Annotated in this window: 19 protein-coding genes and 1 other RNA gene; 17 read left to right on the top strand and 3 right to left on the bottom strand. The window is 60.9% G+C overall.

The window, feature by feature from the left end; all coding sequences use genetic code 11:
• Window positions 1–61: 61 nt before the first annotated feature.
• The 3 genes from KKY_RS09800 (at window position 62) to ettA (ending at window position 5,149) form a co-directional block, all read left to right on the top strand.
• Window positions 62–2,248 carry an FdhF/YdeP family oxidoreductase gene (locus KKY_RS09800; protein ID WP_014131181.1) on the top strand — a complete coding sequence of 729 codons (2,187 nt, stop codon included), beginning with the start codon at window positions 62–64 and terminating at the stop codon, window positions 2,246–2,248.
• Entirely contained in the window at window positions 2,233–3,024 is a 792-nt protein-coding gene (locus tag KKY_RS09795) for a YoaK family protein (protein WP_014131180.1), read from the top strand. Before KKY_RS09800 ends, KKY_RS09795 begins: the two co-directional genes overlap by 16 nt.
• Window positions 3,025–3,493: 469 nt before the next feature.
• Complete coding sequence (ettA, locus tag KKY_RS09790) at window positions 3,494–5,149, top strand: energy-dependent translational throttle protein EttA (RefSeq protein WP_041528686.1); 1,656 nt, start codon at window positions 3,494–3,496, stop codon at window positions 5,147–5,149.
• A 5-nt stretch (window positions 5,150–5,154) separates the two neighbouring features.
• Here ettA and KKY_RS09785 read toward each other — a convergent pair whose 3' ends face one another.
• The gene (locus tag KKY_RS09785; protein WP_041528685.1) at window positions 5,155–5,766 is read right to left on the bottom strand and encodes a BglII/BstYI family type II restriction endonuclease; all 612 of its coding nucleotides are present in this window, start codon (window positions 5,764–5,766) and stop codon (window positions 5,155–5,157) included.
• Window positions 5,763–6,410: an MT-A70 family methyltransferase gene (locus tag KKY_RS09780; RefSeq protein ID WP_041528684.1), complete on the bottom strand. Its 648-nt coding sequence runs from the start codon at window positions 6,408–6,410 to the stop codon at window positions 5,763–5,765. The genes KKY_RS09785 and KKY_RS09780 overlap by 4 nt, the downstream gene beginning before the upstream one ends.
• A gap of 129 nt (window positions 6,411–6,539) precedes the next feature.
• Between KKY_RS09780 and KKY_RS09775 the strand changes: the two genes are divergently transcribed.
• Both KKY_RS09775 and rarD read left to right on the top strand, forming a co-directional pair.
• On the top strand, window positions 6,540–7,373 hold the full coding sequence (locus KKY_RS09775; protein WP_014131176.1) for an alpha/beta fold hydrolase: 834 nt from the start codon (window positions 6,540–6,542) through the stop codon (window positions 7,371–7,373).
• An 85-nt stretch (window positions 7,374–7,458) separates the two neighbouring features.
• Entirely contained in the window at window positions 7,459–8,403 is a 945-nt protein-coding gene (rarD, locus tag KKY_RS09770; RefSeq protein ID WP_014131175.1) for an EamA family transporter RarD, read from the top strand.
• Here the strand turns inward: rarD and KKY_RS09765 are convergent.
• Complete coding sequence (locus KKY_RS09765; RefSeq protein WP_014131174.1) at window positions 8,400–9,317, bottom strand: hydrogen peroxide-inducible genes activator; 918 nt, start codon at window positions 9,315–9,317, stop codon at window positions 8,400–8,402. The two genes, rarD and KKY_RS09765, sit on opposite strands and share 4 nt — an antisense overlap.
• Before the next feature lie 124 nt (window positions 9,318–9,441).
• On the opposite strand from KKY_RS09765, the gene KKY_RS09760 reads away from it, so the two are divergent.
• The 12 genes from KKY_RS09760 to KKY_RS09710 all read left to right on the top strand — a co-directional run bounded on the left by KKY_RS09760 (window position 9,442) and on the right by KKY_RS09710 (window position 22,457).
• On the top strand, window positions 9,442–10,923 hold the full coding sequence (locus KKY_RS09760) for a catalase (RefSeq protein WP_014131173.1): 1,482 nt from the start codon (window positions 9,442–9,444) through the stop codon (window positions 10,921–10,923).
• Window positions 10,924–11,097: 174 nt separating this feature from the next.
• A complete protein-coding gene (locus KKY_RS09755) occupies window positions 11,098–12,213 on the top strand; it encodes a DUF2336 domain-containing protein (RefSeq protein ID WP_041528683.1) in 1,116 nt (371 codons plus the stop codon).
• A 74-nt stretch (window positions 12,214–12,287) separates the two neighbouring features.
• Complete coding sequence (locus tag KKY_RS09750; RefSeq protein WP_014131171.1) at window positions 12,288–13,256, top strand: ArsR/SmtB family transcription factor; 969 nt, start codon at window positions 12,288–12,290, stop codon at window positions 13,254–13,256.
• A gap of 2 nt (window positions 13,257–13,258) precedes the next feature.
• Window positions 13,259–14,158 (top strand): methylenetetrahydrofolate reductase [NAD(P)H], encoded by a 900-nt coding sequence (gene metF / locus KKY_RS09745; protein ID WP_014131170.1) that lies wholly within the window; start codon window positions 13,259–13,261, stop codon window positions 14,156–14,158.
• 173 nt (window positions 14,159–14,331) lie between these two features.
• Complete coding sequence (locus KKY_RS09740) at window positions 14,332–15,087, top strand: hypothetical protein (RefSeq protein ID WP_014131169.1); 756 nt, start codon at window positions 14,332–14,334, stop codon at window positions 15,085–15,087.
• A gap of 98 nt (window positions 15,088–15,185) precedes the next feature.
• Window positions 15,186–15,920 carry a J domain-containing protein gene (locus tag KKY_RS09735; protein ID WP_014131168.1) on the top strand — a complete coding sequence of 245 codons (735 nt, stop codon included), beginning with the start codon at window positions 15,186–15,188 and terminating at the stop codon, window positions 15,918–15,920.
• A gap of 35 nt (window positions 15,921–15,955) precedes the next feature.
• An RNA gene (rnpB, locus tag KKY_RS19845) (RNase P RNA component class A) lies at window positions 15,956–16,331 on the top strand.
• 163 nt (window positions 16,332–16,494) lie between these two features.
• On the top strand, window positions 16,495–17,472 hold the full coding sequence (gene rsmH, locus KKY_RS09730) for a 16S rRNA (cytosine(1402)-N(4))-methyltransferase RsmH (protein WP_041528682.1): 978 nt from the start codon (window positions 16,495–16,497) through the stop codon (window positions 17,470–17,472).
• A complete protein-coding gene (gene ftsL, locus KKY_RS09725) occupies window positions 17,469–17,858 on the top strand; it encodes a cell division protein FtsL (RefSeq protein WP_014131165.1) in 390 nt (129 codons plus the stop codon). Before rsmH ends, ftsL begins: the two co-directional genes overlap by 4 nt.
• A complete protein-coding gene (locus KKY_RS09720; protein ID WP_014131164.1) occupies window positions 17,855–19,579 on the top strand; it encodes a peptidoglycan D,D-transpeptidase FtsI family protein in 1,725 nt (574 codons plus the stop codon). The genes ftsL and KKY_RS09720 overlap by 4 nt, the downstream gene beginning before the upstream one ends.
• 30 nt (window positions 19,580–19,609) lie before the next feature.
• Window positions 19,610–21,052, top strand: a complete 1,443-nt coding sequence (locus KKY_RS09715) for a UDP-N-acetylmuramoyl-L-alanyl-D-glutamate--2,6-diaminopimelate ligase (RefSeq protein ID WP_041528681.1) — start codon at window positions 19,610–19,612, stop codon at window positions 21,050–21,052.
• Window positions 21,053–21,059: 7 nt separating this feature from the next.
• On the top strand, window positions 21,060–22,457 hold the full coding sequence (locus tag KKY_RS09710; protein ID WP_014131162.1) for a UDP-N-acetylmuramoyl-tripeptide--D-alanyl-D-alanine ligase: 1,398 nt from the start codon (window positions 21,060–21,062) through the stop codon (window positions 22,455–22,457).
• The last annotated feature ends 4 nt before the right edge of the window (window positions 22,458–22,461 follow it).

Here is a 22,461-nt window from a genome sequence, read left to right as displayed (position 1 = left end):
GGGGCGGCCTGTTGCCAGGCCCTCCTGCCGTGCCATACTTGCCGCGAGGAGATTTGCCGCCATGCCGCATTCGCACCAGACCGTCGGGGGAGGGCCCAAGAAGGTTCTCTATACGCTCCAGACCGTGGCCCGCATGGGCGTGGGCAAGGCGGCCAAGGCGCTGACGGCAAAGAACGCCTGCAAGGCCTGTGCCTATGGCATGGGCGGGCAGATGGGCGGCATGACCAACGAGCTGGGCGAGTTTCCCTCGGTCTGCAACAAATCGGTGCAGGCGCAATCGACAGATATCCAGCCGGCCATTCCCCACATCCTTTTCTCCCACGAGCTGGACGACCTCAAGGAGTTGACCGGCAAGGAGATGGAGCATCTGGGGCGCTTGGGAGACCCGATCTACAAGGCGGCGCGTTCGGACCGCTATCAGGTGGTCGATTGGGACTGGGCGCTCGATCACGCGGCCAACCGGCTTCTGGCCACGGTGCCGGACCGGACGTTCTTTTACTCTTCGGGGCGCTCATCGAACGAGGCGGGGTTCATCTTCCAGCTTCTCGCCCGGGCCTTCGGCACCAACAATGTCAACAACTGTTCCTATTTCTGCCATCAGGCGACCAGCGAGGGGCTGGCCACCACCATCGGCAAGGGCACCGCGACCGTCGAGCTTGCCGACCTCACCGGCGCCGACATGATCTTTGTGATCGGGGCCAATCCTTCGTCCAACCATCCGCGCTTCATCCACATGCTCAAGCATTGCCGCGACCGGGGCGGGGAGGTGATTGTCATCAATCCGGCGCGCGAGCCGGGGCTCGTCAAATTCGCCGTACCCAAATCGCCGTCATCGATGCTCAGGGGTGGCGATGAGATCGCCTCGGACTATCTCCAGCCGCGTATCGGGTCCGATATCGCGCTCATGGCTGGCATCGCCAAGGCGGTGCTCGAGGCGGGAATGGAGGATATCGATTTTATTGAAAAACATTCCGCCAACATTGGGGCCTACAAAGCTCAAGTCCATGCAATTTCGTGGGAAACAATCGAAACGGTGACGGGCCTGTCGCGGGCCGAAATCGAGCGCGTGGCGCATCGTTATGGCCGGGCGAAGAACGTGGTCTTCGCCTGGGGGATGGGCATGACCCATCACGTCCATGGCGTTGAAAACGTTGAATCAATTGCCAATCTCGCCCTGTTGCGCGGCATGATCGGGCGGCCCAATGCGGGGCTCTTGCCGCTGCGCGGACACTCCAATGTGCAGGGCATCGGCACCATCGGCGTCAAACCGCTGCTGGCCGAGGACGTCATGGCCGAAATGGAGCGGCAGTTTTCGATTTCTCTCAGTCGTTCCAAGGGCTTGGACACCATGGCGTGCCTGCACGCCGCCCATCGCGGCGAAATGGACGCGGCGGTCATCATGGGGGGCAATCTCTACGGCGCATCCCCCGATACCGCATGGGCGGAAAAGGCCCTTAACTCTATAGGATTCAAGCTCTTTTTGACTACAACCCTTAATCTGGGGCACGTCCATGGGCACGACGATACCGAGAGCCTGATCCTGCCGGTAACGGCCCGCGATGAGGAATGGGAGCCGACAACCCAGGAATCGATGTTCAATTTCATACGGTTATCTGATGGCGGCATCGACCGGCTGGCCAATGTCCGGCCCGAAAGCGTCATCCTCACCGACCTTGCCACCCGCATCCTTCCCGACAGCCCGATCAACTTTCAGGCGTTCAAAAAGCACGCCGAAGTGCGGCGCGCCATTTCCGAAATCGTCCCCGGTCTCAAGGACCTGGCCGAGATCGATGTGGCAAAGCGTGAGTTCCATATCGCCAATCGCGTCATGCACGAACCGCGGTTTTCGACGGTGGACGGCAAGGGGCATTTTCAGGTGATCGCACTGCCGCAAACCCCAGAGGCGCCCGAGGGGCGCAAGGCGCTGACACTGGCGACGATCCGCTCGGAGGGCCAATTCAACACCATCGTTTACGAAGAGACCGACAGCTATCGCAACAAGGCGCCGCGCTGGTCGGTGCTGCTCAACGGCAAGGACATGGAGGAGATGGGCATTGCCGAGGGCGATCTGATCGATCTGGCGTCCGAGCAGGGAAAGATGAGCAAGCTCAAGGCTCTGAGCTTCGATATCCCCCGCGGTTCGGCGCTGGCCTATTATCCGGAAGCCAATGTGCTGGTGGGGACGGCCATCGATCCGCGCTCGAAAACGCCTGCCTTCAAGTCGGTGCCGGTATGGATAGAGCGATAAATGCCGGTCGTCGGGGCCGGCATTCCCGGCTTCGGCTGTTTTCCCATCTCGCCGATCACAAACGCATCGCGGCCGCCGATCTTGCTTTGTCGCTGATCCTTGCGGCCATTGCCGGTGCCATCAACGCCGGCGGCTTCATCGCCATCGGGCGCTATACCTCGCATATGACGGGGTATGTGTCCGAAGTGGCTGACGCCATTGCCATTGCCGACTGGCTGGTGGTGGCATCGGGCTTCGGGGCGGTGATCTGCTTTGTTGCCGGCGCCGCCCTTTCCGCAATTCTCATCAATTGGGCAAGGCGGCACACGCGCTGGAGCCAGTACGCCCTGCCGCTGGCGCTGGAATCGGTATTGCTTTTGCTCTTCGGTGTTCTGGGGATCGTCCTTGCCGGCGTTTCCGGCTTTGCGCTGGTCGCCGCGCCGCTGCTGTGTTTCCTGATGGGTCTCCAGAATGCGACGATCACCAAGATTTCCGGGGCGCGGATGCGCACGACCCACGTCACCGGGCTGGTCACCGATATCGGGATCGAGCTTGGCAAAGGGCTCTATCGCAATCGCGATCGCAATATTGCGCGGGAACGGGACGTAAGGGCCGACCCGCGAAAGCTGCGAATGCTGCTCTCCATTGTCGGCTGCTTTTTCGCCGGGGGGCTCGTGGGAGCCCTGGGGTTTGCCCAGTTCGGCTTCGGATTTGCCTTGCCGTTGGCCGCTCTCCTTGCCGCCTGCGCCATCCCGAGCTTTGTCGGCCACCATCGGCGTGCGCGCAGATACGGCTGAGTTTTTCACACTTATCCCCGCACCCTGGACCTCCACCATACTGGCTTCACGAACCCGCGCATATGGACGCAAGCGCAACGAACGTTTGGGCGGGTTCGGTCCGGGTTCCATGCGGGTCGCCGCAGGGAAGGCCCAAAGCGGACGGATGGCCGGACGAGGAGTGGTATCCACGTCGTACCGAGGAAACCCGGAGGGGCACCGCGGAAGGCACCAGCGATGGTGTCATCCCGACAAACCCCAGCCCGAGACGCCGCCATAAGCCAAAAACCCCGGATGCATGGGGCGATGATCGCTTCATATATACAAATTTCAGTGCGGAGCGTTCATCGCCCCATGCCGTCTATCCCATCAGAAACCGAGGCGATCTCGCCGTCGGAGGTTTTTGCGCGGCCATTGCACCGCATTCCGGCTTGTCCTACATACGGCCCCAAGTTTCTGAGACACGAATTTCCAAAGAGGCACCCGCTTTATGGCGCGTCAATTCATCTATCATATGCACGGCATGTCCAAGGCCTATTCCGGCGGGAAGAAGGTCATCGACAACATGAACCTCTCGTTCTACCCCGATGCCAAGATCGGCATTCTCGGGCCGAACGGGGCGGGTAAATCGACGCTTCTCAAAATCATGGCCGGGATCGATACCGAGTTTACCGGCGAGGCCTGGGCGGCCGATGGCGCGACGGTGGGCTATCTTCCCCAGGAGCCCCAACTCGACGAAAAGCTCGACGTCAAGGGTAACGTCATGATCGGGGTCAAGGAAAAGCAGGCCATTCTCGATCGTTACAATGAATTGATGATGGACTATTCCGACGAGACGGCGGACGAAGCGGCCAAGCTCCAGGACCAGATCGACGCCGACGATCTCTGGGATCTCGATTCCAAGGTGGAAATGGCGATGGACGCGCTGCGCTGCCCGCCGGGGGATGCCAGCGTCACCAATCTTTCGGGCGGTGAAAAGCGCCGCGTGGCGCTGTGCCAGCTTCTGCTCAGCCAGCCCGACCTTCTGCTGCTGGACGAACCGACCAACCATCTGGACGCCGAAACCACGGCCTGGCTGGAAAAGCACCTGCGCGAATATCCCGGCGCCGTGCTCATCATCACCCACGACCGCTACTTCCTCGACAACGTGACGGGCTGGATTCTGGAGCTCGACCGTGGGCGCGGCATTCCCTATGAGGGCAATTACACGGCTTACCTGACGGCCAAGGCCAAGCGCATGGCGCAGGAAAAGAGCGAGGATCAGGCGCGCTCGAAAGTGCTGGAGCGCGAAAAGGAATGGCTTGGCCAATCGCCCCAGGCGCGCCAGACAAAGTCCAAGGCGCGTATCCGGGCCTATGACGAACTGGTCAAGATCAACGAGGCGCGGACCCAGTCCAACACCGCCCAGATCATCATTCCGCCCGGCGAGCGGCTGGGCCAGAACGTCATCGACATCGACGGCGTCAAGAAGGGCTTTGGCGACCGGCTGCTGATCGACGGGCTGAGCTTCAAGCTGCCGCCAGGTGGCATCGTTGGCGTGATCGGGCCGAACGGCGCGGGCAAGACCACGCTGTTCAAGATGCTGACGGGGCAGGAGCAGCCCGATGAAGGCTCGGTTACGGTCGGAGAAACCGTCCACATGGGCTATGTCGACCAGAGCCGGGACAGTCTCGATCCCAAAAAGAGCGTCTGGGAGGAAATCTCGGGCGGCAACGACATCATCAAGCTGGGCAAACGTGAAGTCAATTCACGCGCTTACACCTCGTCCTTCAACTTCAAGGGCGGCGACCAGCAACAGCCTGTCGGCACGCTTTCGGGCGGACAGCGCAACCGCGTGCATCTGGCCAAGATGCTCAAATCGGGGGCCAATGTCCTGCTGCTCGACGAACCGACCAACGATCTGGACACTGAAACCCTCGCCGCGCTGGAAGAGGCGCTTGAGGAATTCGCCGGCTGCGCCGTCATCATCTCGCACGACCGCATGTTCCTCGATCGGCTTGCCACCCACATCCTGGCGTTCGAAGGCGACAGCCATGTGGAATGGTTCGAGGGCAATTTCCAGGATTACGAGGCCGACAAGGTGCGGCGGCTCGGCCCGGATTCGGTCAATCCCAAGCGCGTGAGCTACAAGCCGCTGACGCGGTGAATCGATTAGGTCGATATTCTATCATCAAGATAGAGCGCTGGCGTCATTGCAAACACCAACATTGGGCATCCGCCAGCGCCGCCGCCTAGAATGCGAGGTTCCAGCTTATCAAAATGGGTTGTCGAACCGCCGAAGGTACTGGAATCACGGCCAAATTTTTTGCGATTGGCGTGGAGCCATTTTTGCAATTGGGTAGACCGAGTTACCATCACTCCTACATCGCTAACCCTCAAATCATAAAGAAGGCGGAAGTTATTTAGATCGCGATCATAGAATGGATCTTTGTTGTTCCATTCGACCTCCAACGCAATTTTGCCCTTGAAGCAGTCAACTTTGTGCGTTGGACTTTCACTCTCGACACCGTCTACGACGATCTTGGTTTCGAATTTTTTCTCAACCCAGCCTAGGGCATACAGCTTTGAATCAATGGCCGAGGCGGTTTCGGTCTTGTTCCCGCCTTTGGCTGCAATCTCGGAATGGGGAAGCCGAAATGCCTTTAGCACCTCTAGGATATCCGCCCATTCCGCCGAGTGACCATGCTCCAAAATCGTTTGGGCATTGCGCCAATCGTAACAATCCCATCCATCGATAAGATCAATTTTGGGAAGGCCAGTCATTCCGCCGCCGAGTTGTAAGGATAGGTCGCCCAATTGGGCTTGTAGCTTTCATCGGCCTGATTGCCCCAATAGGTCCAATTGGCTCTGGTACCACGGGCGAACAATTCGAGATACGGACCTTTCGAGCAGCTTTCGATCAACTCGTACTGTTCGTCAGGCTTGCGCGAATGTTCGCGCTTCCGCGAAGACATATAGTTGACTTGGCTACGTCCCGGGGCCTCTGTACGAGCTTTTTTACCCCTCACACCGAACAGAAGAAGCTCAGTGACATTGCGGAAGTAAAAACCTACGCCACGTCCATCGGAGCCGCCATCTTTGCGGACTTTGTGCCAGACAATGTTAGCCTTGTACTGGAAGCCCCAGGCATCAAGTACCCGCAACCCGTCGGGCAGCAAAGCGTTCGGCACCCAGAGGTACAAGTGGGCGGTCTCGGTTGTAACCTCGGGTAATGGAAGCTCGCAGATTTCGTCGGTTGACATTGTGCCATAGCGCGATAGCCGGCGATGCTCCGGTGCAACTTTGCCTGTGCGATTCATAAAGCGCCAAGGCGGATCGGCGAGAATGGTTCGGTATCGATTTCCGGCCAACTTTTTGCGAAAATCGTTTGTTGTGTCGGTTGCGTTGTCGGTGAAATGCACGTTCATGGTCAGCCCTCCGGGTTATAACCATATGCGAAGAACAGAACAGGAACAACTGTGAACCGGTTTTGTTAACAGACACTTTCATATGAATTATATGAAGGTACGGTTACCCGAGTCGGAGTCCTCCAGCAAATGCCACATCAATTTACCCTCGAAATCGACGACGCCGTCTTCACCGGCATCGAAGCCGGGGAGGGGATTCCTGTGGTGTTCCTGCATGCGGGGGTTTGTGACCGGCGCATGTGGACCAACCAGGTCGAGGCGGTGGCGGAAGCGGGGTTCTGGGGCATTGCCTATGACCGGCGGGGGTTCGGGGACACGACCTCGCCCGACGAAGGGTTTTCCCATCTCGAAGATCTCGAAGCGGTGCTCGACGCGCTGGACGTCCATGCGGCGGTGCTTGTGGGGTGTTCGATGGGCGGGGCGCTGGCCATCGATTTCGCTCTGGCCAATCCCGAGCGGACGGCGGGGCTGGTGCTTGTGGGCACCTCGATCAGCGGGGCCAGGGTGCCCCACCTTCCGCCGGAAATCATGCAGATTGCCAACGCCATGGAGGCGGTGGAGGAAAGCGGTGATGTCGATGCGATCAACGCGGTCGATACCCATGCCTGGCTCGATGGGCCGCTTTCGGAAAGCGGGCGCGTGAAAGGCGAAGTGCGGGCGCTGTTTCAGGCAATGAACGGGAATATATTGCGCAAGAGCGAGATGACGCGTGAGGACAAGCCCGAGCCCGCCATCGACCGTATAAGCGAGATCGATACCCCCGCTCTCTTGGTGGCGGGCGACCTCGATTTCCCCCATATCGTCAACCGCCACGACGATCTGTCCGAAGAGATGGAGAACGCCTTTGCCGTGGTGATCGAGGGCACTGCGCATCTGCCCAGCCTCGAGCGTCCCGATCTGTTCAATCCGCTGCTGCTCGAATTTCTCGGCATGGTGACGGGGCAGGCGGACAATGAGGAGTGATCGAACCGATCACAAACTCTTGCTGGTGTGTGGGCGGTTGGCGGCATAGTCTGGCGCCTGCAACTCCCGGTTCAAAGGCCTCCCCATGACATCGATCGAAGGCGCTCCCGCCGCCAAGGGCGTGCGGTCTCCCCGTCCCACCGGGCCGGACGAAAATGTGCGCCTGGGTGTCCTGGCCGCGTTGGCGACCTATACGATCTGGGGCGTGCTGCCGCTGTTTTTCAAGCTGCTCGAACATGTCGATCCGGTCGGCGTGGTGGCGAACCGTATCCTGTGCTCGCTGTTTTTTGTGGTGGCCATTCTTTATTTCCGCCATCAGTTCGGCGGGGTCCGGGCCGCGCTCAAGGACAGGCGCACCGTCTTGTTGATGTGCGTTTCGGCTGTTCTGATTGCCGGCAACTGGCTCATTTTCGTTTGGGCGGTGGGCAACAACCATGTGCTCGAAGTGAGCTTTGGCTATTTCATCAATCCGCTGGTCAGCGTGGCGATCGGCATGGTGCTGCTGTCGGAAAAGCTCAGCCGGACGCAAGCACTCGCCATTGCCATTGCCGTTGTTGCCATAGCCATTCAGGCCGTCGGCCTGGGCAGCGTGCCGTGGGTTTCGCTGGCGCTGGCGCTGACTTTTGCCTTTTATGGCTATGTGCGCAAAACCGTCGATGTGGGCTCGGCGGCGGGGCTGGCCATCGAGACGCTCGTTCTCATTCCGATCAGCGCTGCTTATATCCTTTATCTGCTGACCGGGCCGGCGCCCGATTTCTACGCCGATCCCACCACCACACTGTTTCTGGTGATGACCGGTCCGATGACGGCGGTGCCTCTGGTCATGTTCGCCTTTGCGGCCCGGCAATTGCGGCTATCGACAATCGGCATGTTTCAATACATCGCGCCATCGCTACAGTTCGCGGCGGCGGTTTTCGTTTTCGGCGAAGATCTGTCGCCCGCCAGACTGTTCAGCTTTGCGCTGATCTGGATGTCGCTGGCGGTATTTTCCTATGGCTCCTGGCGGGGACGCGGGCCCAAACCCGCCTAAACCGGTTGCAGGTCAGTGCGCAGGCTGGCTTGTCCAACCTTGGTCAAAATCTCCGCGATGCTGCGATAGAGCGCCTCGTACGGCGAATTGGCACGCCAGACCAGCCGGAGGATGCGGGCCGCACCGGGGGCGCCGAGGGTATGGAATTGGATGCGCTTGTTGTGTTCCTCGCGACGCAGGCTGATGGTGGGGAGAAGGGTGACGCCATAGCCATTTGCGACCAGTTCCAAAATTGTGGTCAGCGATGTGGCGGCGAAAGTGCGGCCCTGCATATCGGGCTTGAGGGCGCAGGCATCGACCATCTGGTCGCGCAGGCAATGGCCCTCTTCGAGCAGCAGGAACTTGTCTCGCGGCAGGTTGGCGAGACTGACGGGATCGGGCAGCTCGGTGCCATGCCGGGTGGCGAGGACGAACGGATCGGCAAACAGGGCGGTCGAAATGAGGTTGGAGCGGTCGGTTTCCGTGGCGATCAGCGCAATGTCGAGGTCGCCCTCGCTTAATGCCGTCAAAAGCCGCTCGGTCTTACCCTCGCTGATCGAAAAGCGGATATCATTGAGGCCATCTGTCAATGCCGGCAGAATCTCGGGGAGCAGATAGGGAGCGACAGTGGGGATCAATCCGAAACGCAAGGGGCGGGCGGGCTGTCCCGCCGCCATGTCGGCAAACGTTTCGAGATCGACGGCGGCGCTCAGAACGCGACCGGCATGGACCAGGAGTTCGCGGCCAAAGGGGGTCAATGTCACGGTCTTGCCGAGCCTGTCGAAAATCTGGGTCTGGCAACGATCTTCAAGCAGGCGAATTTGCTGGGACAGCGCGGGTTGGGTGACGTGGCAGCGTTGGGCGGCGCGACCGAAATGGCCTTCCTCGGCAATCGTTTGCGCGTAATGAAGCTGGCGCAGGGTGATGGTATGCATAGGTGGCCTTAAGAGCTCGATTAGTTATTATTATCAGAATTGTCAGTTTTATCAATTTGCATGATTGACGCACTGGCGCTAGGAAAGGCCATCTCTTTAGAATCGATACAAACTAGGAGGCCTCATGTCCGACAAACCGACAATGACGACCAGCGCCGGGGCGCCGGTTCCCGACAACCAGAATTCGATCACCGCGGGCCCGCGCGGCCCGGTGCTGATGCAGGATTATCAGCTTATCGAAAAGCTGGCGCACCAGAACCGTGAGCGCATTCCAGAGCGCGTGGTGCATGCCAAGGGCTGGGGTGCTCACGGCACGCTCAAGATCACCGGCGACATTTCGAAATACACCCGCGCCAAGGCGCTGCAGCCGGGCGCTGAAACGCCGCTGATCCTGCGCTTTTCGACCGTTGCGGGCGAGTTGGGCGCCGCGGATGCCGAGCGCGACGTGCGCGGCTTTGCCATCAAGTTCTACACCGAAGAGGGCAATTGGGACCTCGTGGGCAACAATACTCCGGTGTTCTTCGTTCGCGATCCGCTGAAATTCCCCGATTTCATCCACACCCAGAAGCGTCATCCCAAGACAAATCTGCGTTCTGCGACGGCGATGTGGGATTTCTGGTCGCTTTCTCCCGAAAGCCTGCACCAGGTGACGATCCTGATGAGCGATCGCGGCTTGCCTGTGGCGCCGATGTTCATGAACGGGTACGGGAGCCACACCTATTCGTTCTGGAATGATGCCGGTGAGCGGTTCTGGGTGAAGTTCCACTTCAAGACCCAGCAGGGCCACAAGCACTATACCAATGAACAGGCCGAGAAGGTCATCGGCTCGACCCGTGAAAGCTATCAGGAAGAGCTTTTCGGAGCGATCGAGAAGGGCGAGTTTCCCAAGTGGACCGTCCAGGTGCAGATCATGCCCGAGGCGGACGCGGAAAAGACCTCCTACAACCCGTTCGACCTCACCAAGGTTTGGCCGCATGGCGAGTATCCGCCCATCGAGATCGGCGTGCTCGAACTCAACCGCAACGCCGAGAACTATTTCTCCGAAATCGAGCAGGTTGCGTTCTCGCCGTCCAACATCGTTCCCGGGATCGGGCATTCGCCCGACAAGATGCTGCAGGCGCGTGTTTTCTCATATGCCGACGCCCACCGCTATCGTCTGGGAACGCATTACGAGGCGCTTCCGGTTAATGCCCCCAAGTGCCCCGTGCATCACTATCACCGCGATGGCCAGATGAATTTCTATGGCGGCATCAAGACGGGCAATCCCGATGCCTATTACGAGCCCAACAGCATGAACGGGCCGGCCGAGGACAAATCGGTTCAGGAGCCGCCGCTGAAGATTTCGGGCGATGCGGACAGGTACAACCACCGCGAAGGCAATGATGATTTCAGCCAGCCGCGGGCCCTGTTCAACCTGTTCGACGATGGGCAGAAGCAGCGCTTGTTCTCCAATATCGCAGCAGCAATGAGCGACGCGCCCGACGAGATCAAGGAACGCCAGTGCAAGCTGTTCGATCAGGTTCACCCCGATTATGGCGCGGGTGTTCGCGCAGCGCTGGCAGCGAGCAAGGACGATCGCCCGGCGGCGATCTCGGCAGCGGAATAAGGTTCACGCCATCACTCGAAACCCTGGGGTCCGGCTCTCAAGCGCCGGGCCTTTTTTTTGGGTACGGGAAAATACCTAGCTTTTTATTCAAATATGTCTTGATGAATTCAGCGCCCCGAAAAGACGCTCCCGATAGGTTGGCGAAATATGCGGCAATCAGCCGGGGAGAACATCATGACCGAAGCAACCGAAAGCGTGCGGGCGTTTGCAAATTTCAGGGTTCTGAATGGCGAGGCCGATGCGGGCGAACGCGATCACCTGATCCGCAACCTGGCGCAATTGTTCTCCTATGTCTCGGACAGATGCGACGACGAGCAGGTCGCGCAGTATGACGAGGTGCTGTGCCAGCTCGCCGACATCGTCGAAGTCGAAGCGCGTGAGCATGTCGCCAAACTGTTGGCGCCACTCGAGCGGGCCCCGGGATCGGTCGTGCTCAAGCTCGCCAACGATGTCATCGAGGTGGCGGCATCGCTTCTCGAGTTCTCGCAGGTGCTTTCCGACGACGACCTTATCGAGATCGTCGAGCAGCGTTCGGAATCCCATCGGATCGCAATTGCGAGCCGGAAGGGGCTGGCGGGGCGCGTGGGGGAAGCCATTGCAAAGTTCGGGGGAGAGCCCTCTGTTACGCGCCTGCTGAGCAATGCGCGAGCCGAAATCACCTATCGCACCGTCGATCGGATCGCGCAGCGGGCCCATGAGAGCCAGGCATTTGCCCAACTGCTTCGCGGCCGCAAGGACATCGATTGGGCCGAGGTTCGTGCCGAGGTCTCGACCGCCGGAATGTCGGCGCTTGAGGATATCGGCATTTTTTCGCGGGCCGAGAATCCGGGAACGGCTTCGCGAGTGCAAGCGGTTGTGTACAACCGGATTAAGAACCAGGCAGGGTTTTCCTCACAGGAATGGAAACTGGCCTGGAACCAGGTGAAAGCGCTTGCAGACCGGCGGCGGTTCGATCTCAAGGCGCTGCATCGGTTCACGCGGTTCGGCTATGGTCATCACACGGCCGCCGGGCTCACCATGCTGCTCGAGGTACGCCCCGAGATCGTGGTAAAGTGGCTGGCGATGCAGGACTATGTCGCCTTTACGGTGGCGGCGCGGGCCATAGGGCTCGATGCCGATCTGTTCGAGGCCGTCGTTACGGTGCTTCCCTGGCGCGACCTGCCGAGCCGCGCCGATATCGTCAATGTGCGCAGACGCTACGAAGCGCTGAGCGAGGACGAGGCGTCGGGCATTTTCGATCTGTGGCGGTCTCATTCCTTCCGCCGCCGTCAGGAAGAGGCGGTGGCCTGAGTCCGGCCGGCCTTGACAGGAATGATATAAAGATATCTTTATGTCCCCAGCCATTTTGACAGGTTGGGACCGGGATGCGGCAACCGCAGGACATCGTCTTGCTTTTGAAGGCGGCGGGTGAAGTCACCCGCCTGCGCCTGCTTGCGCTTCTGGTTCAGGGCGAGTTGTCGGTCAAGGATTTTACCGAAATTCTGGGTCAAAGTCAGCCGCGGATTTCCCGTCATCTGAAGTTGCTGGCCGATGCCGGGCTCGTGACCCGGCACGCCGAAGGCGCGTGGGCCTATTACCGTCTCAATCGCGACAGGACGAGCGGACCGCTGGCCGATTGGCTAATGGAGCATCTCGATACCGACGCAGCCGAATTGCGCCGGGATATCGAAAAGCTGTCCGCGCTGCGCGTTGCCCAGCAGGACCGTGCGGCCGCATATTTCGCGACAATCGCGCAGAGCTGGGACAGGCTGCGGAGCCTGCATGTCGCCGATTCCGCGCTGGAAGCGGCAATCGTCGAAGCGGCGGGGCAGGGACAGGTCAATATGTTCCTCGACCTGGGGACGGGCACCGGGCGGATGCTCGAGTTGCTGGAGGGGAAATACGCCGAGGGAATCGGGCTCGATTCAAGCCGGGAAATGCTTTCGGTAGCGCGGGCCAAACTCGATGCCGAGGGCATTGAGAACGCACAGGTCCGGCTGGGCAATATCACCGAGTTGGACGACTATCGCCGAACGGCCGATCTGGTGATGCTGCATCAGGTGCTGCATTATTTCGATGACCCCTCCATTGCGATCGGTCATGCGGCGGCTTGCCTCAAACCCGAGGGGCGGATGCTGGTGGTCGATTTTGCGCCGCACGATCTCGAATTTCTGCGCACCGAACAGGCGCATCGCCGGCTGGGCATGTCGGAAGAGCAGATGGCGCTATGGGCGCGGGCGGCGGGCCTTGCAGTCGCTTCGTGTCGAAGCTTTCCACCATCGCGCGACGATGGGCTGACGGTGTGCCTGTGGGTGCTCGAAACCATAAAATCAAACGATAAAAAAGGAGTCTGATCGTGGTGTCTGCGACAGGCGAGAGCCGGCTGAGCCGTCAGCCCGAAAGTGGGCGTCCCGAGCTTGCCGTGAGCTTTGAGTTCTTCCCACCCAAGACCGATGTCATGGAGGAGAGATTCTGGGCGAGTCTTTCGCGCCTCGCCCCGCTCGGCCCGCGTTTTGTTTCGGTGACCTATGGCGCGGGCGGTTCGACGCGCGAACGCACGCTGCGCATGGTGTCGCGGATCACCAATGAGACCGGCGTTCCGGCGGCGGCGCATCTGACCTGTGTTGGCGCGACGCGCGATGAAGTCGATGACGTGGTGCGCGGTTATGCCGAGGCAGGGGTCAAGCGCATCGTCGCGCTGCGCGGCGATCCTCCCGAAGGGGTGGGGCATGCCTTTACGCCGCACCCCGATGGCTACAACAGCGCTGCAGATCTGGTGGCGGGCATCCGCAAGCTGGGCGATTTCGACATTTCAGTCGCTGCCTATCCCGAAAAACATCCGCAAAGTGTCGACTGGGATGCCGATATCGACAATCTCAAGCGCAAGTTCGACGCAGGAGCAGACCGGGCGATCACCCAGATGTTTTTCGAAAACGGGGATTACTGGCGGTTCGTCGAACGGGCGCGTAAAGCGGGGATTTCCGCGCCGATCGTACCCGGCATCCAGCCGATCCACAGCTTCCGGCAGATTGCGGGTTTTGCGGGACGGTGCGGGGCCTCGATCCCGCAATGGCTGGCGGACCGGTTCGATGGGCTCGATGACGACCCGGAAACCCATGCGCTGGTTGCAGCCGCGGTCGCTGCCGAGCAAGTGACCGAACTTCTCGATTCGGGGATCACTGAATTTCATTTCTATACGCTCAACCGCTCCAATCTGGTGCTGGCGCTGGCACGTCTGCTCGGTATCCGTCCCTAAAGGAGGGGGGCGGGAACGCCGCTTCAGGTTCCATTCACCAAACTGCTGCCATTTTCGGGAGCGAAGAGATTGGCCGTGCGGGCACACTGGCCATTGCGTTGTGTTGTCGTGCGGTGGAGCCAAGCAAGGCTGAAGCTTTTTCTCGCCGCACTCCAGGCTGAACGGAATATGAGATGTTGCTTTCCAGACCTGTTGCATCGGGCGCGATGCTGGTTTTGCTGATGGGTGCAGTCGGTGCTGCCGCGTTGCAGCAGGAGCCGGCCATGCGGGGCGCCGGTGTGGTTGAATTTGCCGATACCGGCGACGCGGATGGTGAAGCGACTGCGGCGGATCGTGTGGTGGAAAGCGCGGGATTTCCCGTGGTGCCGCAAGCGGAGCGGGATCGGGCGGGAGAGCCCACGCATGGCCCGATCGTCACGGTCAATGGACGTCCCCTGGGCGAGGACGCGCCTGCGGACAGCCAGGATGCGGCAACAAGGTCTGCCGAGACACCTGCTTCGACAAACGATGCCGCCGCGGAACCGCAACCGGTTACTGGCGACGCGGTAATGGTGGCGGTGGAACCGCCGCGTCCTCAGCCGCGGCCCGAAGGGCTGGGGGTGGTTCGGCAACAGGATGAGACCGGTATCGACTACGATGCGATAGCCGAGGCGGCCCGTGCATCGAACCAGACAATTGTGCCGTCCGACACAGGTTTTCCTTCACCTCCCGAAACGCAGCGGCTGGCACCACTGAGCGGGCAGGATGGCGGATACGATCCGCGCACCGGATATAGTCCTGAGCAGGACGAACTGGTGGGGGTTGTCGGGCCTAATGGTGAAATTCTCTGGGTCTATGAAGAACAAGTCCCCACTCTCAACAGCCGCGTTACCGTCCAGCGCCGGCAGCAGGTTCCGCAGAGCAATCCGTTCGGCTTCGTTTACGACTAGGCGGTACGTATTGACGCACAACCGATGTGCCGTCTTGCTTGTGCCAGATTGCTGCGGACGATAAACAACCTCTGAGCAAAGTTGGCGGGAACACGGTCATGTCGCTCTGGCAACAAATCGCAGCGCTGCTTGGCTCGTTCTCGCAAGGGACAGGGCTGGCAGGCGGCATAGCCAGCATTTTCGACCCCGACAACTGGATGCCGGGCGGCCGGGAAGCCGCGTTCACCATGTCGATCATCGCGCTATCGGCCAAGATGGCCGTCGCCGATGGCGTTGTGAGCCGGCGCGAGGTCAACACCTTCCATACGCTTGTCGATATTCCTGAGGGCGCGGACGCGCATGTGGATCGGTTCTTCGCTCTCGCCCAGCAGGACGTCGCCGGGTTCGACAGCTATGCGCGCAAGGTGCGCAAACTGTTTGCCGACAGCCCGGCAACACTGGAGCATGTGCTGGACGCATTGTTCGAGATTGCGACGGCGGACGGGTTCGTGCATGGCGACGAGATGGCCTATCTTGAGGCGGTGAGCGAGATTTTCGGCTTTGATTCGGTTCGCTTCGAGCAGATCGCCTCCCAGCACGTTCTGCTCCCGACGGGGCATCGCGATCCCTATGCGGTGCTGGGACTGGCCCCAGACGTCACCGATGACGAGTTGCGCCGTACCTATCGGCGGCTGGTGGCCGAGCATCATCCGGACCGGATGATCGCCAAGGGCGTGCCCGAGGAATTGATGGGGCTGGCGTCGGCAAAAATGGCGTCGATCAACACGGCCTACCGCGATGTAACCCGTGCGCGCGGCACACGGCCGGCACTGGCCTCCACTCAATCGACTTGACCATATCGGGGTCAGCACCCTACATCAGCCGGTCACCAGTTGACCGGGCGGCCGCTGCGTGAGCAGAGGAAAGTCCGGGCTCCATGAGAACACGGTGCCGGGTAACGCCCGGCGGGGGCGACCCCAGGGAAAGTGCCACAGAAAGCAAACCGCCCCGGCTTTGTCCGGGGTAAGGGTGAAAGGGTGCGGTAAGAGCGCACCGGGTGCCTGGCAACAGGGGCCGCACGGTAAACCCCACCGGGAGCAAGACCGAATAGGGACGATGGAGGCTTGCCTCGGCCGCGTTTTCACGGCTTGTCGTCCGGGTTGGTTGCATGAGGGCTCCAGCAATGGGGCTCCCAGATGAATGGTCGCCACGTCCGCGTTTGCGCGCGGGCCCTACAGAACCCGGCTTACAGGTCAACTGGTGACCGTTTTGCCCGTTCTTTGTGCCTCCAAATCGGTTTGGGAAACAAAATCTTAAAGACTGGGATGCAATCTGCTCAAAGTGGACCATTTCCACTTGTTTGAGTTTTGAGTACCGGCCGAAATCATCGGCTGGCCCAAGGAGCGCCGGGCGCGAGTATCTGACCAGATGGGCGAGCCACAATCCTCCCATGAATCGGTGTTGCTGAGCGAAGTGCTCGACGCGCTTGCGCCGCTCGATGGCGCGCGCATAGTCGATGGCACGTTCGGGGCAGGCGGGTATTCGCGTGCGCTGCTCAAAGAGGGTGCGCGGGTGATCGGGATCGATCGCGATCCGACGGTGGCGCCGTTTGTTGATGCGCTCACGAGGGAATTTCCAGGCCGCTTCGCATTTGTTGCCGGCCCGTTTTCCGAGCTCGACGCGCTGGCTGGTGAACGGCAGGTCGACGGCGTGGTGCTCGATATCGGGGTGAGCTCGATGCAGCTCGACCAAGCCGAGCGCGGCTTCTCGTTCATGCGATCCGGTCCGCTCGACATGCGGATGGGACGAGAGGGCGAAACGGCTGCCGATCTGGTCAACACGCTGAGCGAAACCGATCTTGGCAATCTGATCTTTGCGTTTGGCGAGGAGCGGGCTTCGCGCCGCATTGCCAAGGCAATCGTTGCGGCACGCGAAACCGCGCCGATCACCGACACACTCGAGCTGGCGCAACTGATCGAAAAGACCGTCGGGCGCAAGCCGGGTGCGCCGCATCCGGCGACGCGAACGTTCCAGGGATTGCGGATTGCGGTCAATGGTGAGTTCGACCAACTGGTCGGCGCGCTCTTTGCCGCCGAACGTATTCTTCCCGAGGGCGGGCGGTTGGCGGTGGTAACCTTCCATTCGCTGGAAGACCGCATCGTCAAGCGCTTTTTCGACCAGACCAAGACGGCGGCGCCCCGATCGCGGCACCTGCCGTATTCGGCGCCTGTCGAGGCGTGCTGGGCGCCGGTTCGCAAAGCGGTGAGGGCGGGTTCTGCAGAACTGGGGCGCAACCCCCGTGCGCGGTCTGCCACCCTGCGCAGCGGAGTGCGGACATCGATCGCCGCACGACCCGAACAGGCGGCAGGGCTCGGTGTTCCCGGGTTCAGGCGGGGCGCGGCATGAGCAGGTTCCTCCAGCGCCTCAACATCGTTCTCGGCGTCATCGCGGTCATTGCGGTTGTCGCCGTCTATTCGCAAAAGCACATGGCCGAACTGACCGCTGAGAAGATCGGGCGTATCGAAAGCGCTATCGCCCAGCAGCAGGCCGACCTTTCGATCCTCAAGGCCGATTGGGCCTATCTCAACCAGCCGACGCATATTCAGCCGATCGTCGACCGGCATAACGACGTGCTCAACCTGCAGGTCGCCGAGGCAAAGCAGTTCGGCAGCTTTGCCGATTTGCCCATGCGACCGCAGCAAAGGCTCGACACAGAATCTCTCGACGCGCTGTTTGAAACCGTTGAGGCGGGCGAAGATCCGATCGGTTCCCTCCTGGAGGGCCTGTTATGAGCACAATCACCCCGGAAACGATTTCCATCGACGGCACGCGCAAGACGCGGGGCAACCTGACCGGTGCGCGGATTCGCTGGGCCATGGCTTTCGTCCTGATCGTCTTCTCGGTGATGCTGGGGCGCTTGATCTGGCTGGGCAATGTCGAACTCGACACCACCATCGAGGGCCAGACGCGCGACGCGATCATGGCATCGCGTCCGGCGATCCTCGACCGGAATGGATTGGAGCTGGCCGTCGATATCCGTGTGCCTTCGCTTTTTGCCGAGCCGCGGCGGATACTCGATGTCGATGAAGCTGCCGACGCTATCCTTACGGTCTTGCCCAATCTGGACAGCGCCTGGCTGCGCGACCGGCTGACGGGGGATCAGGGCTTTGTGTGGGTGGCGCGAGAATTGACCCCCGCGCAGCGCGACCGGATTATGCGGTTGGGCATTCCCGGGCTCGATTTTCTCGAGGAAAGCAAGCGGTTCTATCCTGGCGGCACTGTGGCTGCCCATGTGATGGGCGCGGTCAATATCGACAATGTCGGGATCGCCGGCGTCGAAAAGCATCTCGATGACGACAATCTTGCCCTGCTGCAAAATCTCGGACTTGCCCGCGACAGCGCCCTGACCCCCGTCAATCTGGCAATCGACCTGCGTGTGCAGAGCATCCTGCACGAGGAACTGGTGGGCTCGCTCGAACGCTATCAGGCGATTGCCGCTGGCGGAGCAATCATGGACGTGCGGACCGGCGAGATCATCGCCATGGCCTCCATTCCCGATTTCGATCCCAACAATCCCGGGACCATGCTCGAGGAGGGGCGCTTCAACCGGCTGACTGCGGCAAAGTTCGAGGTGGGCTCGATCTTCAAGCCAATCACCTTTGCTGCCGCCCTGGATTCGGGCGCGGCGCAACTCACCGATACCGTGGACGCCCGGTTCGGGGTGCGTTTCGGGCGGTACACAATTGAGGATTTCCACGGGGAATACCGCGTTCTGACGGTGCCCGAGGTGTTCCGCTATTCCTCCAATATCGGCACCATCAAGATCATGCAGGCTCTGGGCAAGGATAATTTCCGGGCCTTCCTGACGCGGATCGGGCTGGACGGTGCTCCCGATATCGAGCTTCCAGAAGTCACGAGATCGAGCATTCCGGCGAGCTTTTCGGAAGTTGGGGCTGCCACCGCATCCTTCGGGCACGGGCTGAGCGTCACGCCGCTGCAGATGCTGACCGCAACCGCGGCGCTGGTGAATGGCGGTCATCTGATGGATGCGACGCTGTTCCCGCGTACCCAGGAGGATGCGCTGGCGGGGTCGACGCAGGTCATTTCCCAGCAGACCAGCGACTATATGCGCTATCTGATGCGGATGAACGGGGTGATCGGCTCGGGCAGCACCGGCAACAGAATTGCCGAGGGCTATCGCTGGGGCGGCAAGACGGGCACCGCGGAAAAGGTCGTGGACGGACGATATTCGAGCAGCCTGGTCACGGCCTTTTTTGCCTCTGCCTTTCCGCTCGATGATCCTAGATATGCCCTGATTATTTTTGTAGATGAACCCAAGGCAGAAAATGCGCAATCGGGCCGTACCGCGGGTTGGAATGCGGGGCAGATGTCGGCTCGGATCGTCAAGCGCATAGCGCCGATGCTGGGCATCCAACCCATTATGGGGCCGCAAATCGATGCGCAACTGGTTCCGGTCCAGCTCCGTAACGGGGCCGAATTTACCGGGTTCTGATGCAAGTGGCGGACAACGGGGGACGTTATATTGCCGCATAAGCTTACCGATATCCTGCGCCGGGTCCAAGATGGGCCAGCCGTGCCCGACATCGAAATCGGCGGGCTCAACGCCGACAGCCGGTTGATCGGGCAGGGTGACGTGTTCTTTGCGCTGCCAGGCACGCGCGGGCATGGAAATGTCTATGCCCAGGATGCGGTTGGCCGGGGCGCTGTGGCAATCGTCACCGACGAGGCATTGAAGGGCGATCCGGGCGTTCCCGTCGTCATTGTCGAGGACGTGCGGGCCGCCTATGCAATTGCGGCCGCAAATTTCTGCGGACCGCAGCCGGCGATCTGCGCTGCGGTGACCGGCACGAACGGCAAGACGTCGGTTGTCTCCTTTCTGCGTCAGATCTGGGCCTATGCCGGCATAAGGGGCGCAAGTCTGGGCACTTTGGGGTTGATGGTGGGCGACGAGCACGTTCCGGGCGAGTTGACCACACCGGACTCGCTGTCGCTGCACAAAACCCTCGCAAAACTCAAGGCGGACGGCGTTGACCATGTCGCACTCGAGGCCTCCAGCCATGGCATCGACCAGCGCCGGCTCGACGGGGTGAAATTTACTGCCGTTGCCTTTACCAATCTCAGCCGCGATCATCTCGATTATCACGAGACCATCGAAGCCTACCGCGACGCCAAGCTGAGGCTGTTCCGCGAGTTGATCGATGGCGATGCGACAGCCGTCGTCGATGCGGAGAACGAGGAGGGAATGCCCTTCATGTTCGCGGCGCTCGACAAGGGCGCGACGGTGTTCACCGTCGGGGAAGGCGGAGCGCATATCGACATCGAAAGTGTCGAAAGCGAGGGGTTCGGGCAGCGGGTCAAGGGCAAGCTGGTGGGCGAGCCCATGGAGTTCCTTTTGCCGCTTGTGGGGCGGTTTCAGGTGGACAATGCCGTGGTCGCTGCGGGATTGGCCATGGCGACGGGGGTGGCCAATGGGGATGCCATTGCTGCGCTGGAGACGCTCGAAGGGGCCAAGGGGCGATTGGAGAATGTCGCCCAGCGCGGCGAGGCGGCCGTGTTCGTGGACTATGCCCATACGCCCGATGCTCTCGAAAATGCGCTTGCGGCGCTTCGCCCCTTTGCGAAGGGACGACTGATCGTGGTGTTCGGGTGCGGCGGGGACCGCGATCCCGGAAAGCGTCCTCAAATGGGTGAAGTGGCCGAAAGGCTGGCCGATCGGGTGATCGTCACCGACGACAATCCGCGCACCGAGAATGCGGCAGCGATCCGCGCGCAGATCGTGGCTGGGGCGCCGGGCGCAGCCGAAATTGCCGATCGGGCGGAAGCGATCGGTCATGCAATTGCCGAAATGGGGGCAGAGGACGTTTTGCTCGTTGCTGGCAAGGGGCATGAGGACTATCAGATCGTGGGCAAGACCAAGCACCATTTTTCCGACCATGAGGTCGTGCGCGCGGCCTTTGGGGCCTGAGGATTTCGTGGCCGCTCTCTACAGGATCGACGAGATTGCAGCGGCGAGCGGCGGTGTGGCCCGCGATGTGGCTGCCGATACCGTTTCTGCCATCTCCATCGATTCCCGTGAGATTGCCCCCGGCGCGTTGTTTGTCGCCATCAAGGGCGAGAATTTCGACGGACATGATTTCGTTTCCAAAGCCGTCGAAGCGGGGGCGGTTGCAGCGCTGGTGAGCCGGGACAGGGCCGACGCCTTGTCGGGGTTGCCGCTCATCATTGTCGAGGACGCGTTGGATGGACTTTATGGACTGGCGGCATTTTCCCGTTCCCGATCAAAGGCCCGCATCATAGCGGTCACGGGAAGCGTGGGGAAAACTTCGACAAAGGAAGCGCTTCGAGTGGCGCTGGAGGCCAATGGGAGGACCCATGCCTCGATCAAAAGCTTCAACAATCACTGGGGTGTGCCGCTTATGCTGGCGCGGATGCCGGCGGATACCGAGTTCGGGGTGTTCGAGATCGGTATGAGCGCGGCAGGTGAGATCACACCGCTTTCGAAACTGGTTCGTCCGCATGTGGCGATGGTGACGACAGTTGCGCCCGCACACCTGGAATTTTTTCCCTCAGAGGCGGCGATTGCCGATGCCAAGGCGGAGATCTTCTCCGGCGTTGGGCCGGGAGGCCTGGCGATCATCGGGCGCGATCATGGGCATGTGGAGCGGCTGGTCGGCGCGGCGGAGGCTGCGAGGCTGGCAACGCTGACCTATGGATTTGCCGACGCCGATGTGAGGATTTCGGACTATCGTGCCACACGAAGCGGAGCGGAAGGTCACGTCGAGGGCGATGGGCTCTCGCTCGATCTTTCGATTGCCACCGTCGGGCGGCACATGATGGCCAATGGAGTGGCGGCGCTGCTGGCCGCACGGGCGGTTGGCGGCGATGTGCAGAAGTCGCTTGCGGCTCTTGCTTCCCATGGGGCGCCGGAGGGGCGCGGGGCGGCGATTTTGCTTGGCGAGCGGAGCAATCCGATCCGGCTGATCGATGAGAGCTACAATGCCAATCCGACATCGATGCGCGCAGCGCTCGAGGTGTTCGCGCAAATGACGACGCCGGGGCGGCGGATACTGGTGCTCGGGGATATGCGCGAATTGGGCACAGCGTCGGCCGATTATCACGCGGGACTGGCCGATGCTGTGAGGGCGGCGAAGCCTGATCTTGTGTTTGTGGTGGGCGAGCATATGGCGGGGCTGGGTGAAGTTCTGCCAGACGGGCTTGTTGCGGGGCGGGCACAGGCTGTGGACGAGATTGCCGAAGCTGTTTTGGAAACGCTTGCGCCGGGCGACTCAGTTATGCTCAAGGGATCGAACGGAATGAGGCTGGGCGCTTTGGTGGCCCGGATACGAGACCGGTTCGGCGAAAAAGAATAAAGGC

Source organism: Pelagibacterium halotolerans B2, assembly GCF_000230555.1.
In the GTDB taxonomy this organism is placed as follows: Bacteria; Pseudomonadota; Alphaproteobacteria; order Rhizobiales; family Devosiaceae; genus Pelagibacterium; species Pelagibacterium halotolerans.
Note: the sequence above shows the minus strand (reverse complement) of the source record. Positions and strands in the feature narration are given on the sequence as shown.

Excerpts from the sequence above, each read along its gene's own strand:
- KKY_RS09800 (WP_014131181.1), top strand. The coding sequence starts at position 62 with ATGCCGCATTCGCACCAGACCGTCGGGGGAGGGCCCAAGAAGGTTCTC.
- KKY_RS09795 (WP_014131180.1), top strand. The coding sequence starts at position 2,233 with ATGGATAGAGCGATAAATGCCGGTCGTCGGGGCCGGCATTCCCGGCTT.
- ettA (WP_041528686.1), top strand. The coding sequence starts at position 3,494 with ATGGCGCGTCAATTCATCTATCATATGCACGGCATGTCCAAGGCCTAT.
- KKY_RS09785 (WP_041528685.1), bottom strand. The coding sequence starts at position 5,766 with ATGACTGGCCTTCCCAAAATTGATCTTATCGATGGATGGGATTGTTAC.
- KKY_RS09780 (WP_041528684.1), bottom strand. The coding sequence starts at position 6,410 with ATGAACGTGCATTTCACCGACAACGCAACCGACACAACAAACGATTTT.
- KKY_RS09775 (WP_014131176.1), top strand. The coding sequence starts at position 6,540 with ATGCCACATCAATTTACCCTCGAAATCGACGACGCCGTCTTCACCGGC.
- rarD (WP_014131175.1), top strand. The coding sequence starts at position 7,459 with ATGACATCGATCGAAGGCGCTCCCGCCGCCAAGGGCGTGCGGTCTCCC.
- KKY_RS09765 (WP_014131174.1), bottom strand. The coding sequence starts at position 9,317 with ATGCATACCATCACCCTGCGCCAGCTTCATTACGCGCAAACGATTGCC.
- KKY_RS09760 (WP_014131173.1), top strand. The coding sequence starts at position 9,442 with ATGTCCGACAAACCGACAATGACGACCAGCGCCGGGGCGCCGGTTCCC.
- KKY_RS09755 (WP_041528683.1), top strand. The coding sequence starts at position 11,098 with ATGACCGAAGCAACCGAAAGCGTGCGGGCGTTTGCAAATTTCAGGGTT.
- KKY_RS09750 (WP_014131171.1), top strand. The coding sequence starts at position 12,288 with ATGCGGCAACCGCAGGACATCGTCTTGCTTTTGAAGGCGGCGGGTGAA.
- KKY_RS09740 (WP_014131169.1), top strand. The coding sequence starts at position 14,332 with ATGTTGCTTTCCAGACCTGTTGCATCGGGCGCGATGCTGGTTTTGCTG.
- KKY_RS09735 (WP_014131168.1), top strand. The coding sequence starts at position 15,186 with ATGTCGCTCTGGCAACAAATCGCAGCGCTGCTTGGCTCGTTCTCGCAA.
- rsmH (WP_041528682.1), top strand. The coding sequence starts at position 16,495 with ATGGGCGAGCCACAATCCTCCCATGAATCGGTGTTGCTGAGCGAAGTG.
- ftsL (WP_014131165.1), top strand. The coding sequence starts at position 17,469 with ATGAGCAGGTTCCTCCAGCGCCTCAACATCGTTCTCGGCGTCATCGCG.
- KKY_RS09720 (WP_014131164.1), top strand. The coding sequence starts at position 17,855 with ATGAGCACAATCACCCCGGAAACGATTTCCATCGACGGCACGCGCAAG.